Raw genomic sequence first — 19,752 nt, 5'->3', positions numbered from 1 at the left:
GCTATGATTCGGGCACTTAGAGAAAAAGATGTAAATCTCTATGCAGAATTTGTCCGCTTAAGTTTTCTAAACAAACGGGGGTTTGTTACAGAGCAAATGGGAAATGAAGTAGTTACCGGATGTGATTCCCTGGATGAAACAGAGTTTCCTGAACAGGTATTCGATCGCTTGTTTGGAATGGAAGGAGTTTATAAAACCCGGCCATTTCGTTATTCATTTGAAGTCCGGGCCGAAAGCATAACTAAGGAAAAGCTTCAAATGATGAAAAGATACTTGGGAAATGGTAGAACATTTCTGGAAATAGGAGTTGAAGTAACAAATGAGTGGCTTCGCAATCATTGGATTAATAAAAGTCTGTCAGATTCCAAATTAGAAAATGCTATAGGGATGTTACACGAAGAAGGATTTAAAGTAAATACTAATATATTATTGGGAATTCCCTGCCTTACCGAAGAACAATCAATTATGCTGTTTCGGGAATCAGTAATAAAATTAATGAATTTAAAATCAGATCGTATAACATTCCATCCGCTGACAAGAAAGCCATATACCATCAATCATTATTTGTTTGAACATCTAAAAGATAATCCCTTCCTAAAAAACATTGGGATAGCAGATGGAGAACATACGGGTTTGCCCTGGATGTTTTCTATTATTGAAGCAATGGCGGGAATATTTGAGGAATTTCCTAAACTCAGCAGAAATTTTGGAGTAGGACAATTTAATATCTTTGAAGACAGTGATATTCTCGTCTATAACGCCGACCGGAGCTGTTCCTGCAATAAAGATCTGTTTAAAGCGGTAGACAGGGCCATGAAAACATTACACACTTCGGAAATATCAGAAATTAGAAAGAATATGAAAAAAGACCCCTGCTATAAAGCATATGAAGAGGTGCTAGAAAGGCAAAAGAATGCGGGTGATATCCGGGAAACATTAGGTATTGTGGGAAAAGAAATGATTGCATCGTTATGGGATACTGAGAAAGAGATTAAAACGGAAAAGTTTCTTAAGGAACTTGATTCCATGTAAACTTTTCTTAGAAAGGATTTGAGATGAAACACTTGATTCATGGCCTAAAGAACCAATTGGGCAGACATTGCTATTATTCTTCTATAACTAACTTATTAAAATTCAGCGGATATGATATTTGTGAGGGTGAAGTTTTTATATTATTTGGCGGTCTGGAAATGAGCTACGATCAAACTATTGGAATTCTGGATCTTACAGTAAAAGACAAATTGCCAATTGATCAGTATGACAATATTACTTTTGAATTAAAGTATACTGAATTTAAGAAAAGTAAGATGTATATGAATAAAATTTTGAATACTATTTTAGATGACCGTATTGTAATCATTGCAATTAAGAACAAATACTTGAATTATAATCATGTTTATCAAGAGAGCGGAGAATATCTTCATTTTATTCTTATGTATGGATTTGATGAAGAAAACGATCTGGCTTATGTGGCAGATACTTTTATGCTGGATAGTTCCGGAGATTCATCTATGTACATGGGTCCCATGCCATTAAAAAATATAACAGAAGGACTTGGTGCATATGGCTATTTGCAGGATGCGAAGAATATACGGTTTGATCGAAATAAGATTTTTTGCAGCTTAAAAGAAGAATTTAACAAATTTCTCTTGACCGGGATGGAGTGCAGCCGGGACTTTACATATTATCGTGGTAATCATGCTATTTCTATGTACAGTAAGAGAATTTTTTATGAGTATACCAAACATTGTAACCTGGAAGAAGCATGTTTCAATACTATCTATGATTTGAAATTTGGAGTAATGTTGCCACTGATAGATTATTTTATTGAAATAATGGAAATTTACAATATTTTTAATAAAAATTTGCTTAAAAATGATCTGTTATTGTTGAAGCAAAAGTGGCATGACTATTTTATTTTGTTATTGAAAATCGGATTTGCAAAAGATAATGCTAAGATAATGAATAATGCTAGACTGCATATAGAAGATCTGTTGGTATTACAAAATACAGTTTTTAGTAAAATAAAGTTATGTATGGAATGCGAAACAGTAAAGGAGAGAAATTATGTATAGAGTAATGTATAAATCTAAAATACATGGTGCAGTGGTAACGGATGCTGATCTAAATTATAAAGGATCAATCACAATTGATAAAAAATTAATGGAACTCTCGGATATACTGGTTCATGAAAAGGTTCTTGTGGTAAATCTCAATACTGGCGGCAGATTTGAGACTTATGCGATTGAAGGAGAATATGGATCTGGGGTAATCTGTCTGAATGGGGCGGCAGCAAGACTTGCACAACCGGGGGATACAATTATTATTATTTCCTTTGGGATATTCAACGATCAGGAAAGCCGTGATTTAGATCCTATTAAATTATTACTGTCCCATACAGAAGAACATGTAAATATACCGGTCACAGATTAGAATGAAACTGACGGAGATAGGACGGAAAGATTATGGATAATGGAAATGGATATAAAAAAGATGATCTTCTGAAATGGATGAAAGGTGAAAAGAGAGGGTATCCATCTGTAACTATATGTGATGGATGGTACAAAAGCTTAAAAGAAAATTATGATGAAATTGCAATAAGAGGCATAGACAGGCAAATTACGTATCAGGAATTAGAGGAAAGAAGTAATATCATAGCGTTAAAGTTAAAGGAGCAGGGTATAAAAAAAGCTGATGTTGTAGCTATCATTCTTGGATGTCCAAAAAACAGTATAGCAGCCCAGTTAGCTGTATTAAAATTAAATGGTGTATGTTTAAACATAGAGAAAAATCATCCTCGTACCAGGCTTGAATATATGCTGAATGACAGCAATACCAAAGCTGTTATCTGTGATGACGAAAGTGAATTACCAGACGGGTATAATGGCATTCTTATAAACTATAGTACCATTCGTTTTTGTGGCAATATTAAGAAATTCGTCGTGGACGACTCATATGAATTGAGTCCTGCATATTTGATTTACACTTCAGGAACAACCGGAAGACCAAAAGGTACGGTTCTGAGTAATAAAGGCATCATGAATCATCTTTATACAAAGATAAGGGTTCTTGGGCTTGGAAAAGGGGTTGTGGTAAGCCGTAATTTCAGCGTAAATTCTGTTGCTGCCGTCTGGCAGACCTTTGTTCCGCTTCTGATAGGCGGAACAATTGCTGTCCATAATCATGATACAGTTTTGGATGGATATAAACTTTTTACAGAGGCAGAAAAATTAGGTGTAAACATTATTTCTATGGTACCGTCTCAATTGAGTTCATTTATTGGACAATTGGAAGCTGGAAGAGACAGGCTGCTTTTGAATTCCCTTAAAATGCTTGTACTGACCGGAGAGAAAACCGAGCCTGGGTTAGTTAAAAGATTTTATAAGTTCTATCATATACAATTATGGAATGCCTATGGGCAGAGTGAGTGTTCGGATGATACTTTGCATTACAAAATAAAAAGAGACTGTGATTTAGAGGTTATACCAATTGGAAAGCCTTCCGATAATACATGTGTATATATAATGGATAAAAATTTAAATATACAGCCGGTTGGAGTGGAAGGGGAAATATGCATCTCTGGAGATGGTGTTGCCTTGGGATATCTGCATAGTGTGTCTGATAATAAGTTTATAGAAAATCCGTATGACCGTGGTACCTCCATGTATAAGACAGGAGATATAGGTAGGTGGAATTTTGATGGGGATGTAGAATATATCGGTAGAATTGACCGGCAGGTAGAATTAAGAGGGTTCCGCGTGGAATTGGAGGAAATTGAAGCTTGTATCGCAGAGGTTCCAGGGATCACAGGATCGGTTGTTGTTACCAAAGGTAATCATAAAGAATATCTCTATGCGTATGTGCTGTCATGTGAAAAGATAGCTGAAAATGAGCTGAAAAAAGCTCTTAAAGAAAAATTACCAGAACACATGTTACCTGCTAGAATAATACAATTAGATAAATTTCCCATGACAAGTACAGGTAAAGTGGATTTGCTGTTTTTGGAAAGCAGGGAGGACCAGGAGGAGCAGGATTATCATTCTTTACCCCGTAATAAAATGGACCGTTATTTATGCAGTATGTGGAGGGAGTTGCTAAAGAGGGATTTTGTAGGAATAGATGACGACTTTTTTTCTTTGGGAGGAAATTCTTTAAAAGCCACATCTTTGATTTATAAATTAAATACTTCCTTTGGTACAGAATTAAATTTAGGAGATTTGTTCCATCATCCAACAGTACGCTGGTTATCAGACCACTTGATATTGGAGAAAGATAAAAATTATAAAGTAATTACCAGAGAAGAAGATCAAAAGTATTATCCGCTGTCATTATCCCAGAACAGAATATTCATATTGAATGAGGTGGAAAAGGAAGGTACACAATATAACATCAGCGGTGCATACTTATTTAAAGAAAAAATTGACTTGGAAAAATTATCTGTGATATGGAGTAGTATTATTCAAAGGCATGAAGCATTCCGAACAAGATTTGAGGTTGTGAAAGGTGTTCCAATGCAATGTATTGAGGATACGGCGCCGTTTAAAATAGTGAAGAAAATCTTGCCGCCTGGGTTAGATGACAGTGCTGTTAATCTGGAATTACAGAACTTTATAAAGCCATTTGATTTAACCGCTGCACCTCTCTTGAGGGTAGGTATATTTGAGCTTGATGAAAAAAGATCCATTATGATTTATGATATGCATCATATTATTGCGGATGGAGCTTCATTAACCATTATTTATGAAGAATTTTTAGCGCTGTATCGAAATATGCCTTTAGATAAATTAACTGCCAGATACCGAGATTTTATTTTGTGGCAGCAGAAGTTTATTTCATCAGCCAGAATGGAGGGGCAAAAGGAGTATTGGCTTTCTCAATTGTCGGGAGGGATAACGGCATTAGATTTGCCATTTGATAAGCAGAGGCCTCTGCAACAGAGCTTCAGGGGAGCTACTATCAGAACAAGGATAAATAAAGAAGAGGTATCTTTGATAAAACGGACGGTAAAAGAAGAAGGTATTACTCTTTTTACATTTTTACTTTCTTCATTGAACATACTGCTGTATAAGTATACAAAAGATCAGGATATTATTATTGGTACTCCTGTTTTGGGCAGATATAATGAAGAAACAAAATCAATCGTTGGGATGTTTGTTAATACAATTGCTTTAAAATGCCATATCGATCCTGAGGATACCCTTAATTCATTTTTCCGCAAGGTAATGTGCACAGTTGTAGAAGGCTATGATAACCAGGATTATCCTTTTGATGAATTGGTGAATCAATTGAAAATACCAAGAGACCGTAGCAGGAATCCTATTTTTGATATCATGCTGTTGCTTCATGAAGCGGATGATATCGGTGAGGATAAAAGTGTATTAAATATTGAGAAATATCCTTTGAAAAAGCAAGCTGCCCAATTTGATCTGACATTTGAGATTACGGAAGATGGATCTGGTTTATACGTAGATATTAATTATTGTGCAGATATTTTTAATGAAGCAACCATTCGTGCAATATCAGGGAGATTCATACGGCTTATGCAAATTATGGCTGCAGATAGAGACTTAACAATAAGTCAAATTTGTATTTCTACCAGAAAAGAACAACAATGGGTTTTAGAAAAAGGCAAAGGAGAAATATTTACAGGAATCAAGGGGCTGGCAATATGCCAAATGCTGCAGAATCAAGCAGAAAATGCGCCAAACGATATTGCGCTGGCGGCAAATGGGATACAGGTAAGTTATGCTAAACTCTGGGAGAGGATCGAAGAGTTAAAAGCCATGTACAGAAAAGAGGGAATGGAGACAGGGCAAGTTGTAGTTATTCAGATGACATCTTCCATAGAGTTAATACTTTCTATATTAAGCGTTCTTAGTTATGGTGCAATCTGTCTTCCGATTGACGTTAAATGTCCCAAACAGCGAAAAAAATATATGATAGAAGATAGCTGCGCTGACTGGGTGATCACTTACGAACGAGAAAATATATTACTGGAAAGGAATCAACGCACAAGTCAGGAATGCATAAAAAAACTCAATATTACGAATGTAGATAATCAGGCAGCTTATATTATTTATACTTCTGGATCAACAGGTTTGCCAAAAGGAGTCATATTAAGTGAAAAAGGAATTTTAAATCACGCATTTACAAAAGTAAGATTTTTAAACATGAGGAGAGATGATGTTGTATACCATAATTTTAGTATAAATTTTGTTGCTTCCATATGGCAGTATCTTGCACCTTTAATAACAGGAGCCAGAGTAGTAATCCAGACCCAAAAAATATCTGCAGATGCGTATCAAATGCTGGAGGAAGCAATCCGGGAAAAGGTCAGTATCCTTTCATTAGTTCCTTCGCAGCTGGATGCTTATTTAGACCAGATTGATATGGGAAGAGAAGCTTTAAAATTAAATACTATTAAATGTGTCATTTTAACAGGAGAAAAAACAGATGAGAATCTGGTTCGAAGATTTTACAGTAGGTACAAAATACCTCTTATAAATGCATACGGGCTCAGTGAATGTTCTGATGATGTGCTTCATTATCGTATACCTTTTCATGTTGCCTGCAGCGTTATACCTATTGGAAGCCCTGCAATAAATACACAAATTTATATACTAGGGGATAACTTTGAAATTCTGCCTGCCGGGGTACAGGGTGAAATATATATTGGGGGGGATAGTCTGGCACTGGGATATATCAGAGATTCGGCTGATTATGCCAGCAAGTTTATAAAGGTTTTGAATATATCTGAAAAAATATTATTTCGGACAGGTGATATAGGTAGATGGAATGAAGATGGGTATGTAGAGTACCTGGGAAGAAAAGACAGGCAGGTTAAGATCAGGGGACACCGGATAGAATTAGAAGAAATTGGATCATGTCTGAAACAAAACTTTCCGATTGAAAAAACAGCAACAGTAATACAAGGTAAAGAAAATAATGAATATATATGTTGTTATGTCATTTGTAAAGAGGACATATCTGAATTGGATATGAAGGATAAGCTGCGGGAATATCTTCCGGAGTATATGATACCTAACAGAATAATCAAAGTAGACGCCTTTCCAACAACCATATCGGGAAAAATAAACTATGGATTGTTGGAAAATTACCAGGAGGAAAAGTTGAAAGAAGAATTTCACCCTCCGCAGAACGAACTGGAAGAGGAACTTTGTGAACTGTGGATGGACCTTCTAACAATAGATAGAGTAAGCATAACGGATGATTTTTTCGAATTAGGCGGAAACTCATTAAAATGTTCTACCCTTCTTTATATGATAAATGATACATACCATTCAGATCTCGAACTGGATGAAATCTTTATGCATCCTACGGTCAAATGGTTGGCAGAGCGTATTCAAAAAAGCAAGTTTATGGTATACGAGCCAATTATCAGGTCAGAATTTCAGGATGTATATCCGTTATCTTTGAGCCAGAAAAGAATTTATATACTGGATTCTTTGGTATCGAATAACGATGGGATAATAAAATCCTCTGTGACGCCATATAACATAAGTTACGCTTTTACTGTCTATGGGGAGTTAGAGGTTGACAAACTGCAGGAGGCATGTCAGGAGCTTGTAAACAGGCATGATGTATTGAGAACCCGTTTTTCTTTTTTGAATGAAGAGCCTGTACAGATTGTGATTGATAGAGTAAAAATGGAAATGGCAGTACTCTCAGCAAATAACGGGGATGAGCAGGCGCTCCAGGAGATATTACGTGATTTTATACATCCCTTTGACTTGAAAAAACCGCCTTTGATAAGAATTGGACTGATATCTTTCAATGCCAGCAAACATATCCTTGTTTTTGATATGCATCATATTATATCAGATGGATTTTCCTTACGGATTATATTCCAGGATTTATTAAGTATATATTCAGGGGATACAATGTACCCGCAAAAGGTACAATATCATGATTTTGTCCTGTGGCAGCAAAAGCAGATTCAAAGGCAGGGGCTGGAATCCCAAAAAAGATATTGGGTTCACAGATTCCGGGATAGTATACCTGTTTTGCATCTTCTAGAGGATCAAAAAAGACCTTTGGAACAAAGTTTTAAAGGGGAACTTCTGGAAATAATGCTGAATAAGGAAAAGACTTCTTGTATCAAAAATGCAGCCAGGAGGGAAAGGGTGACGGTCTTTACCTTATTGCTGTCCGGATTATATATCTTATTACACAAATATTCCGGAGACACTGATATAGTGGTTGGCAGTGCGGTATCAGGAAGATTGCAGCAGGAAACAAAGTCTATGGTTGGTATGTTTGTCAATACCATTGCCTTAAGAAACCAGATACAGCCTAATGATTCATTTACTGATTTTCTCCAGGCAGTAAAATTAACCGTAGCTGAAGGATATACAAATCAGGCATACCCTTTTGAAGAGCTTGTAGAAGAATTAAATATACCGAGAAATAGAAGCAGAAACCCCATATTTGACGTTATGATGCTATTTCACGAAGCATCTGAATATGACACAAAAGGGTTTCAGATAGAACCTTATCACATACAAAGAGATTCCTCTCAATTTGATTTAACGTTTGAGGTAACCGAGACAGAGGCAGGTTTAAAAGTTGGTATTAATTATTGCACGGATATTTTTAACAAAGAATCTGTAAAATTAATGATGGATAGATTTATTGAAATATTAATAGCAGTATCTCTTCATAGAGATGTCAGAATAAGGGATCTGTCAATCGTAAGTACAGAGGCAAGGCAATGGATTATTGAAAAGGAACAGGGAGAAGAGGTCTGGGAGTATCTAAATCAGTCTATAGACGGACTTATTGAGAAACAAGTGCAGGAAAATGCTGATAAAACTGCTCTCATTTCAGGTGAAATCCGGATGTCCTATCTGGAATTCTGGAATAAAGTCTTAAAATTATCAGAAATGTTGGTAAACAACGGGATTAAAAATAATGATGTAGTCATCATACAAATTAAAAGTTCTATAGAGTTGTTTATTGCCATTACTGCAGTTCTTAAATCAAATGGAGTTTGTCTGCCGATAGAGGCAGATTGTCCTCAGATACGTTTTGATTATATTAGGAAAAACAGCAGTGCGGTTGGTGTACTTTTATATACAGACCATCGTTTTAATTTTGAAAAAATAACTGGAAATGGTAAATCAATACGAAGCGTTCTTAAAGACAAGGAAAGTAAACCGGCATATATTATTTATACATCTGGCACTTCAGGAAATCCAAAAGGGGTACTGTTAAGCCACCAGGGAATTGTTAATCATCTAATCGGGAAAATAAAAGAAACAAAGCTGAGTGAGAACGACATTATAAGCCAAAGTTTTGGTATCCGGTTTGTAGCATCTATCTGGCAGTTTGCAGCGCCTCTATGCTGTGGAAGTGCAATACTGGTGCATTCGGATGAAGTAAAAATGAGTCCTTATAAATTATTGGAAGAGGCACAAGAAAGGAAAGCCAGTATTATTTCAATGGTGCCGTTCCAGCTTAAAATGTATCTGGATATGATAGCAAACGGGAAAAGTAAATTATTATTGGAGAGTATCAGATTAATCATATTGACAGGAGAAAAGACAGACTGTAAATTAGTAGAAAAATTTAATCAGGAATACAAGATTCCCTTACTCAATGCTTATGGTCAATCGGAATGTTCAGATGATACGCTGCATTTCCACATACCACATGATTTAAACGGAAATTGTGTTCCTATTGGAAAGCCGGCAATAAATACACAGGTCTATATTCTGGATGAGGCATTCTGCAGGCAGCCTGTAGGAATTCCAGGTGAGATATATATCGCCGGAAAAGGACTTGCTATGGGGTATATCAATAATAATGAACTGAATAGTCAGAAGTTTTTAAAAAATCCATTTCTCTCTAATAGCTACATGTACCGTACAGGAGATTATGGTAGATGGAATAAAGATGGTAATGTGGAGTACCTGGGAAGAAAAGACAGACAGATAAAGATAAGGGGAATTCGATTAGAGCCAGAAGAGATTGAACATTGTATTGAAAAGTTTCCTGGAATAGAAAGAGCTGTTGTTGTAGAAAAAAGAGAAGACGATAACCGAGTATTTTTATGTGCGTATGTATTATCAAAAAATGCATTTTCTGAAACAAAGCTTCTGGATTCCTTAAGGGATCAATTACCGGAATATATGATTCCTCATAGAATCATACGGTTAGAAAGTTTTCCTCAAACATCCAGCGGTAAAACTGATTTAAGAGAATTAGAAGACAGAAAAGAAGAATACCGAAGGGAGGTATTTACGGCTCCGAAGAATGCGGTAGAGAAAAATATCTGTAATATTGTGGAAAAAATACTCCATGTAAATGAGATTAGTATTGATGATAATTTTTTTGATTTGGGTGGTAATTCATTAACTGCGGTTCAATTATCTGTTTTATTAGAGGAACAATATAGGAATTTAAGACCATCTTATATATTAAGCCATCCAACAGTCCGTTCACTGGCAGCTTTCATCAATAAGGAAACGGTAAAAAATAATGACAACCCGATTAGTAATTACTGTGAAGACAAAAAAGATACGGTTTTAATCGAAAATATTAAGCCTTTTGGAGATTTATTTTATAAAAACTGTTTTTATAATTCGCTCTTTCCTGTACTGTATCATTTTAAAAGGGATATTATGCAGGTTTTATTATATGATTCAATTATTTACAACTTTAACCTACAAAAGAACCAATTGATTAATTATAAAAACCATTTATCGACAGATCATATTTTGATAGAGATGAATGTAAAATACGAAATGAAATCTGATGTGGATGAAGTTGTGGAAACAATTATATATGCTTTGGGCAAACACCATCCGGTTATTTTATGGATTGATTGCTATAAGATCTCAGTCTGTAAACAGGAATATAGGAAAAAACATGTTCCCCATACGATATTATTATATGGATATAATAATAATAGTAAGACTTTTTATATTATAGATCATATTAATGAGGAAAGTAATTATTATAAAATGCAGGAAATCCCATATCACGATGTGAAAGAAGCATACAACGAATATCAAGTTAATTTTAATCAACATGGATATCATTCTTTTTACGAATTTTATCAGGATGAAACCAGGCAGGATACTTCAATAGAATTTCGTGAAGAAGAACAACGAAAACTGTTCTATCGGGTTTTTAATGAAGACAGGGATCAAATAAAAACTGGATTTGAGGATATTAACAAATTTAAGCAATATTTCATTCAATGTGTAAAAAATAAACAACATTTTAGCAGCAGTTTCGATAATCTGATCGGGATGATGAACGATGCAGTTAATAGTAAAAAAGCAGAGTTATTCCGGAATCAAAGAATATTTCAAGGATATAAAACACCTGGCGATTTATCGGAAACAATTCTTGAGCAGTGGATACTGGTCAGAACAGTAATTCTTAAACAAAAATATTCTGATAATAAAATAATAAGCAGTGATTTAGAACTTTGTCTTAGATCAATGGATAGAATCTATCAGTTAGAATCTCTGAATTACGATATTATATCAGAGTATGAAAATAGTTTGGGTTTTATATAAAGCCGATTATTAAGCCGTAATAGAAAGGAGGTGACAAGTATTGATATCGGATAAAATGAAGGAATATGTAGCAAGTAATTTTGCAGTAAACGCTCTCTTTGAAGAAAGCAAAAATATGAAAGATCTCTACGGAGAAGATAATGTATATGATTTTAGCCTCGGTAATCCCAAAGTAGAAACACCTGAACAAGTTAAAACAGCTTTATTAGAAATTCTTGATAAAGAAAGAACCGTCGATATACATGGCTATATGAGCAATTCCGGATATGAAAGTGTCCGTGAGAAAATAGCAGTAAGTATCAATGACAGGGAAACAACATCCTTTACTTCCAAAAATATTGTTATGACCGCAGGTGCAGCTGGGGGATTGAATGTGATATTTAAGATTTTATTGAACCCTGGTGATGAAGTAATTGTCTTTGCTCCTTATTTTCCGGATTACAAGAGTTATGTAGACAATTATAATGGGAATTTTATAAGTATTATGCCGCAATCAGAAAATTTTGAACCAGATTTAGAAGAGTTTGAAAAAACTCTTTCTAGTAAAACAAAAGCAGTAATCATAAATTCGCCAAATAATCCAACCGGTATTATATATAGTCTGGATACGATAATGAACTTGACTGCAATATTACAAAAGAAACAAAAAGAGTATGGTACAGATATATATTTGATTTCGGATGAGCCATACAGGGAGATTGTGTACAATAAAGCAGATATCCCATATTTAACAAAATATTACAGTAATACGATTGTCGTTTATTCTTTTAGTAAATCGCTGTGTCTCCCAGGAGAAAGGATTGGATATTTAGTGATTCCGTCCGAACTGGCGCATAGCAAAGAGATGATATGTGCCGCTAAAATTGCCAATCAGATATTAGGCTTTGTGAATGCTCCGTCGCTTTTTCAAAGAGTAGTTGCCGAATGCCTCAATTCGAGTGTTGATACTGGCTATTATAAAAGAAACAGAGATACATTAATTAAAGCGATACGAAAGGCAGGATTTCAATGTAAAAATCCGGAAGGGGGTTTTTATCTTTTTATGAAATCCCCGATTGAGGATGATAAGGCTTTTTGTGAATCGGCTAAAAAATACCGGATTCTGATTTCACCAGGAAGATATTTTGGATATGGGGGATATGTCAGAATATCATTCTGTGTATTATATGAAACAATCCTAAATTCTTTACCAGGTTTTTTTCTGCTGTCTGAAGAATACTTGTAACAGAATGTGAACCAATTCATTTCATGGTATATAAAGCAGTACATAAGAATAATGAAAGGAGTAGTTTTATGGAAAGATGGAGTATTGAGAAAATATATAATCTTAAATGGAAAAAACCTTGGAGAGACGGTTACGCACATTTCGGATTCCATGACAAGGAGGGCAGGCAGATTATCATTAATACAGAATTTAATTGGGTAGGCTGCATTGGTGAAGGGGAAGAACTGGAATGGACAGCTGGTCATCAGGCAGTGCCAGAAAGCAAATACCATATAATGCTGGATCTGGATGTCCCTAATTCTGGCAGTTGTGATCCGGATGGAAACATTTTATTTAGCAGTGAAGCTAATAATAAAATTTATAAGATTGAACCGGAAACAAAAAAAGGATATGTTTTTTTTGATGCCGCAAAAAGAGATTTTGGTTACATTGGAAGCTGTGAGTTTGATCTTGAAGGAAATATATGGGTTATAGAACTTAATGGATTCCGTGTGTGGAAATTAGACAAAAATGGAAATATTCTCTTGACACTTGGAGATGGGATTGAAGGTTTTCAAACGGGTACAGTATCGTTTGATGAAGTAAGGTTCAGTCTGATATCCTGTATTAAATGCGGCAAGGATGGGAATCTGTATCTTGTGGACAGTGGAAACTTTGCGGTGCGTATGATTAATCCATATGAAAAGACGGTTACGACAATTGTCGGAACAGGAAAACCGGGATATTCCGGTGATGGGGGTCCCGCTAAATTGGCCAAATTAGGAAGAGGAGATTACCACATCAGCTTTTATGAAGGACCATGGTATCTTTCGGTAGATGATAAGTGTAACATTTACATTGCAGATACAGGTAATAATGTGGTAAGAAAAGTTGAGCGTAAAAGTAATATTATTACTACGATAGCGGGCAGGCATAAGGTTGACAGGACGAAGCATTTAATCGTAGGTGAAACGGATCCTATGAATATGAATTTACCCTATCTGATCAGTGTAGAATATTATAAGAATAGATTATATGTATCAGATTGGAGAGGAGATCTGGCTATATTAAGGCCAATAAAATAAAACAGAAATTAATAAAAAATAAGTTAAGGGAGATTGTATCATGAATATAGAAAAAAAATTTAGAGAGCTTTTGAATGAATATGCAATTGTGTCAACACCTGCAGATGAGATTAATTTAGATGAGAAGGTTGAGAATGTTTTTGTAAACTCTATATTATTTATTAAAATAGTAGTTGCTTTGGAAACGGAGTTTGAATTTGAATTTGAAGAAGAGGATCTGGATACAGAAGGTTACTCAACTTTACGCGACGTGATTACATACATAGAAAAAAGGCTGATGCAAAAGGAAGAAGAAAAGAATGAGCAGCAAGCGTAGTTATAAAGTATTGCTTTTGGCTGTATATAACAAGAATATGTGGTTGAATCAAGAGGAAATGGGTATTTCATATATTGCATCTTATCTCAGGGAAAAAGGATACGAAGCAGTATTAAAAACTTTTTTTAGTGAGAACCCCAATTACGAAAAAATTAAACTGGAACAGCCTGATATGATTGGGATTCCTGTATATGATATAAATAAGAAGGATATTTACAGTTTTTGCAAACACATACGCACAATGCTTCCAGACGTTAAAATCTGTGCAGGAGGTAGTGTACCGACTTATTCTGGAAGCCAGGTGTTGAAAGAATGCAGAGATATTGACTATGCAATTGCCGGGGAAGGGGAAGTACCTTTTCACAAACTTGTATGTGCATTAGACAATAGGATGGACGTAACTCAAATACACAATCTGATCTTCCGAAAGGAGAAAAAAGTTTTTCAAAACCCACTTGGGCCTGGTTTAAAGGACATGGACAGTATACCGTTTCCGGCGAGAGATATGCTTAAAGAGATGAATATTAAAGTTGCCCAATTGTCGACTTCAAGAGGATGTCTGGCAAACTGCAGCTTTTGTGTCACAAAATTATACCATAAGGCATGGAGGGGAAGAAGTGCTGTCCGTATGGTTGATGAAATAGAAGACCTGAAAAAAAGGTATGGGATCAGGGCTTTTAATATTATTGACTGTAGTTTCGAAGATCCGCAGATCAGTGGTGAACGTTTAAAAGAATTCTCCAGTGAAATACTTAGAAGAAATTTAGTCATTTCATATTACGTTCATCTGAGAGCGGAATCTTTGAAAGATGTAGATATTAATTTACTAAAACTGCTTAAGAAATCTGGATTAGTGACTGCATGTATTGGTTTGGAGTCTGGTAATGAAGAGGACTTAAAACTCTACCATAAAAGAGCTTCTTTGTCAGATGTAATGAATGCCATTGATATTTGTAAGAAGCTGGACATCCATATAGATCCTGGATTCATCAATTTTAATCCGTATACTACTATACAGAAATTGGATCAAAACATAAATTTTTTAAAGAAGTACGGATATGCATCTAATCCGGATTATTTATTGAAAAGTACATTTCTTTATAAGGGAACGCAGCTGTATGAATTAGCAAAGAAAGATAATCTTATGTTAAGAAAAATAGAAAAGGGCAGATGTTTCCGGTTTATGGAACATGGCATAGTGGACTTATATAATTATGTATATGAATATCTAAAAGAACATGAACAAAATAAATTAAATTATCCTGCAATATGCCACAGTGCAAGCTTTTTGAACGTAGGTATATCGTGTATGAAGCATCTCTTGAGGGAAGATGGGTTTAAGAGTGCTTTGGAAGTTCTATTGGAATACTGCCGGGATGTATTAAAAATAAATAATTCTCTGAATGAGAGAAATAGTGATTGGTTCTCTGCATTAATTGAATTAGGTAAAGAAGGGTGGAATCGGGAAAAAGCAGATAATTTATCAAGGAAGATTTTACCTCAGGAATTTTTATCTGAATCAGCTTTAAAATATTCTTTTTTAAAACAACGGTTGAAGATACAGATGACCAAGTGTAATGTGTCACTGGAACTGGTATATTTAATAAATGCTATTCTATTTTAAGATAATTTAATACTCAGAAAGAGGTGATAAGATGGCATACAAATATGTAGTGGGACCCCAAATTGTAGATATGGTAATTAATGATTTAAAAGATCAAAAGTTTTTAGATATGAATGCTGAGTTTGAACATGGTATTATGGATAATCCAGGCCATAAAGTTTATTATAATGATTATAGTTTTTTAGATGCCCTTGGGCATTACCGGCAAAAAGAAATATTAGAAGATATTATGGATTATTTAAAAAATAAAAATATGATACCCTCAGACGTTAATTATTCCAACATATTACTGGAGATGTATCATCAGATAATAAGATCAAAATTTATAGTTCCCTGGAAGTCTTTTTCTCCATTAATGGATAAATTAGTTTATTTATTGTCATCAATAAAAATGCCCCAAAAATGTATTGCAATAGGAGTTAATTGCGGATATACATTAGGATGTATTGCAGGAGCTTATTGGAAAAAGAATGGAAATGAGCCTCCGGCGGATATCTATGCAATTGATCTAAACAGGTCTAATATCAAAATAGCAGAAAAGAATATATCCGCCCTGGATCTCAATGCATCTTTTCATTTTTTAACTGGAGATGCATATGAATTATTAGATAAGTTTGAAAGTGGTACTTTTGATTTTGCGTTTTTAGATACACGCAGAAACTATAAAATTCTCCCTAAGTTATATGAGAAAATTAGTAATGGAGGATGGTTATTGATGCACAATGCATCTGACAGGCATTTTGTAAAAGAGATGAAACCTTTTTTAGAATTTGTAAGAAACAAAGAACATTTCAAAGAGAGTATACTGTTTCAAATTGATACGAATGGAATGGAACTATCTTTTAAATAAAAAAAACCTACTGCGTAAAAGATTCTATTAGTGGTTGAGGAGGTTTATATGGAATTAGAGATTATTAATCGCGGCACAATTAAAGTAATGGGAAAAGCAGTAAGGACGAGGTTTTGGAAAATGGGACTATCATTAATGTTTCATTTAGCCTGGCTAGATCTTACTAAAATGCATGAAAAAATACCTGATCAGGTTGATGATAATGTATATTACGGAATTAATATTGACTTTTATAAGAAAAAAGGAATCGTATCATATCTATTTGGGGCGGAAGTGTCTACTTATAAAAACACGCCGCCTGGGATGGAAACCAGAACATTGCCTCCAAGCTGCTATGTAAAACTACACCTTGTTCCTAAGGATGAAGAGCTAAAAAAAGCTCTTCATATAAAAGGAAAAGCAAATTATGGAAATATGGCAAAAGCAGGATATCAATATCTTACAGATGAGTGGCTGGCTGATTCCCCTTATGAAAGAGCTGATATGTCAGAAAATTTTGAATTATATTTTCTTGATGAATTAAAAGAAGGTATTTATATCTGTGTTCCAATCCAGAAAAAAATGGCAGGCAGGAGTGAGGAAATTGAGCAGTAAGATTGATTTAGAGAAAATACAGGATATCTTGCCATTGACTCCTTTACAGGAGTCTTTATTATTTGATTATTTGTGTAATCCAGCTGGAAATTTAAATTTTGAGCAGCAGATGTATATATTTAATGGCACTTTTAATCCAAAGCTTATAGAAAATGCCTGGAATATTGTAGCTTCTCAAAATGAAGTTTTACGTACAGTATTCAGGTGGGAAAAAATTATAAAGCCGGTTCAAATTGTTCTAAAAGAAAAGACAATTCCTGTAAAACTATTTGATATCAGCAAAGAATCACAATGGGAATATCTTATTAACAGGATTTTTGAAGACGCATGGAAAAATAAAGTTGACATAAGAAATAATCCGTTTGAAATAATTCTCTGTAAGATATCATCTGTTAAGTCTTATATGATTGTATGCAGTCATCATATGATAATGGATGGATGGAGTAATGCACTTTTATTAGAAGAATTTATATATGTATATAACTGTCTATTAAAAAATTTGCCGGTAAGAAATAAAAAGAGTACTTCTTATAAAAGGTATATTCTGTGGGCTAACGAACAGTATAAAAATGAATACATAAGAAAAAAGTGGTTAAAGTATCTTGAAATGTTTCCTTTTATAGACAGAGATATTGATACTATAGATACTTTTGCTGATAAAGTCCCCAAAGGAGTACATACGTATCATTTTGACATAAAAGATAGAATAAAACTGGAATCTTTTAAAGGAAAAAATAAAATCACTCTTGCCTCTTTGTTTTATAGTGTGTGGGGCATATTACTGTATGAAAAAACCAATAACAGAAATCATCTTTTTGGTATTACTGTTTCGGGAAGAGACATCCCATTGGAGGGAATTGAGAAGCTGGCTGGAGCATGTATCAATACGCTGCCGCTTTGGGTAAAAATAATAGAGGATATGGATCTGAAAAGCTTAGTCAGAACTGTAAGTGATGATCTTGCAAAAATGAAAGAAATACAAAGTGTACGTATGTCAGAAATCATACCATTTCATCATAAAATTTCCAGTGTTGTTGTGATTCAAAACTATCCGGTATCTGTTGATATTCTTTCAGGAGAAGGATACGGAATGTCATTAGATTTAGCTTCTTCACATTATGATATTTCAACAGATCTCGTAGTCAGCATAAAGATGTTTCCAACCGTGATAGAATTGGAATTTAGTTATAATCAACATCTTTACAAGAAGGATTGCATAGAAAATTACTGCCAAAGTTTTATAAGATTATTATATTTTATTATAGATAATATTGATAATAATATTACGTTAAAAGAGGTTAAGAATATTTTAACTCAAAAGTAAATAAGGAGGAATATTATGAAATATTTCAATGTACCTGCTGACTTTAAGAATGCAACAATTGATGAATATTGTAAGCTGAATGAGAAATATTCGGATTCTCAGGTTTATGAAGTTTACGGACAATTGACAGATCAGAATTTCTTGGGCTCAGGAAGGCCCATGGATATGATACCTAAGGTGGATTGGAACAAATTAGAAAAGTATGTTTCTTATGCGAACTCTAAAAACATACAGTTTAACTATACAATGAATGCTACATGTCTGGGAAATTTGGAGTTTACCAGGGAAGGAATTAAGAAAATTAGAAATTTTCTGGAGATGTTATATGAAATGGGGATTCACTCTTTAACAATAGCTATTCCTGCATTAATAGAAATGACAAAACTATCAAAATATGATTTTGAAGTAAAAGCTTCAACACTGTGTGATATTTTAAATGCGAACAAAGCAGTAGGCTATAAAAAACTGGGAGCCGACAGAATTGTTGTGCATGAATCTATTAACAGAGATTTTCAGGCCCTCCGTAGTATCAGAGAAGCCTTTGGACCGAAAGTAGAGTTAATAACAAATGTTATATGCCATAAAAATTGTATTTATCGCCCGTTCCACCAAAATCAGGGATCCCATGATTTGAATGCTGATGAAGCCAGTTCAACTTATTATCCGCACAGGTGCATGATGAACAGGATAGAAGGTCCCGATAATTATCTGAAACTGAATTGGATCAGACCGGAAGATATACATCTATATACAGGTATTGGAATTGAATACTTCAAAATACAGGGCAGGCATACTGTACAGAGAGGTAATCAGTCAAAAACAATTGAGTGTTACATGAAAGAACAGTATTCTGGCAATCTCCTGGATCTCTTGGATAATTTTTCTGAAACAACAGCTTATAAAATTAATATAGATAATGATAAGCTGGATAAATTTATAGATCCATTTTATAAAATAGAAGGATTTTGTAAAAATGATTGTAATCATTGCAACTATTGCAAAGATTATGCTAGAGAAAGCATTGATATAGTAAAGACAGAAAAGATTTTTTCTCAGGCAAGAAACTTCTATCACAATTACGATTCTTACAGAGCGTTAATTCATGAAGTATTTTAATGATTGAGAGAAAAGGCTTACAGTAACAGAGAGGAGAAAGAGTGAAAAATAAACCAGATTTTAAGCCGACTTGAACTAAGGGGTATTCCC

Annotated in this window: 12 protein-coding genes and 1 pseudogene; all 13 read left to right on the top strand. The window is 34.5% G+C overall.

What is annotated here, in order from left to right:
- On the top strand, positions 1 to 1,032 hold a 1,032-nt coding region (locus tag ACH2DQ_RS23465), incomplete at its 5' end, for a hypothetical protein (protein WP_395028545.1).
- 23 nt (positions 1,033 to 1,055) lie between these two features.
- Complete coding sequence (locus ACH2DQ_RS23460) at positions 1,056 to 2,075, top strand: BtrH N-terminal domain-containing protein (RefSeq protein WP_394913192.1); 1,020 nt, start codon at positions 1,056 to 1,058, stop codon at positions 2,073 to 2,075.
- On the top strand, positions 2,068 to 2,433 hold the full coding sequence (panD, locus tag ACH2DQ_RS23455) for an aspartate 1-decarboxylase (protein WP_394913193.1): 366 nt from the start codon (positions 2,068 to 2,070) through the stop codon (positions 2,431 to 2,433). The genes ACH2DQ_RS23460 and panD overlap by 8 nt, the downstream gene beginning before the upstream one ends.
- A 32-nt stretch (positions 2,434 to 2,465) precedes the next feature.
- Entirely contained in the window at positions 2,466 to 11,549 is a 9,084-nt protein-coding gene (gene dltA / locus ACH2DQ_RS23450) for a D-alanine--poly(phosphoribitol) ligase subunit DltA (protein ID WP_395028544.1), read from the top strand.
- A gap of 40 nt (positions 11,550 to 11,589) precedes the next feature.
- A complete protein-coding gene (locus ACH2DQ_RS23445) occupies positions 11,590 to 12,774 on the top strand; it encodes a pyridoxal phosphate-dependent aminotransferase (protein WP_394913195.1) in 1,185 nt (394 codons plus the stop codon).
- A 68-nt stretch (positions 12,775 to 12,842) separates the two neighbouring features.
- Positions 12,843 to 13,838, top strand: coding sequence for a hypothetical protein (locus ACH2DQ_RS23440; RefSeq protein ID WP_394913196.1), 996 nt, complete (start codon positions 12,843 to 12,845; stop codon positions 13,836 to 13,838).
- Between the two features lie 40 nt (positions 13,839 to 13,878).
- Positions 13,879 to 14,154: a phosphopantetheine-binding protein gene (locus tag ACH2DQ_RS23435; RefSeq protein ID WP_394913197.1), complete on the top strand. Its 276-nt coding sequence runs from the start codon at positions 13,879 to 13,881 to the stop codon at positions 14,152 to 14,154.
- Positions 14,138 to 14,512: pseudogene (locus tag ACH2DQ_RS23430) on the top strand (cobalamin-dependent protein); the annotation flags it as partial. The gene ACH2DQ_RS23435 and the pseudogene ACH2DQ_RS23430, both read left to right, overlap by 17 nt.
- Before the next feature lie 147 nt (positions 14,513 to 14,659).
- Positions 14,660 to 15,778, top strand: a complete 1,119-nt coding sequence (locus tag ACH2DQ_RS23425; protein ID WP_394913208.1) for a B12-binding domain-containing radical SAM protein — start codon at positions 14,660 to 14,662, stop codon at positions 15,776 to 15,778.
- 31 nt (positions 15,779 to 15,809) lie between these two features.
- Positions 15,810 to 16,628, top strand: coding sequence for an O-methyltransferase (locus ACH2DQ_RS23420; protein WP_394913198.1), 819 nt, complete (start codon positions 15,810 to 15,812; stop codon positions 16,626 to 16,628).
- A gap of 48 nt (positions 16,629 to 16,676) precedes the next feature.
- Positions 16,677 to 17,222: a GyrI-like domain-containing protein gene (locus ACH2DQ_RS23415; RefSeq protein WP_394913199.1), complete on the top strand. Its 546-nt coding sequence runs from the start codon at positions 16,677 to 16,679 to the stop codon at positions 17,220 to 17,222.
- Positions 17,212 to 18,546, top strand: a complete 1,335-nt coding sequence (locus ACH2DQ_RS23410; protein ID WP_394913200.1) for a condensation domain-containing protein — start codon at positions 17,212 to 17,214, stop codon at positions 18,544 to 18,546. The genes ACH2DQ_RS23415 and ACH2DQ_RS23410 overlap by 11 nt, the downstream gene beginning before the upstream one ends.
- Before the next feature lie 15 nt (positions 18,547 to 18,561).
- Positions 18,562 to 19,662, top strand: a complete 1,101-nt coding sequence (locus ACH2DQ_RS23405) for a U32 family peptidase (protein WP_394913201.1) — start codon at positions 18,562 to 18,564, stop codon at positions 19,660 to 19,662.
- Positions 19,663 to 19,752 lie beyond the last annotated feature (90 nt).

The sequence above is a fragment of the Robinsoniella sp. genome (genome assembly GCF_034124845.1).
The sequence above is the reverse complement of the archived record's forward strand: the minus strand, read 5'-3'. Positions and strand labels throughout refer to the sequence as shown.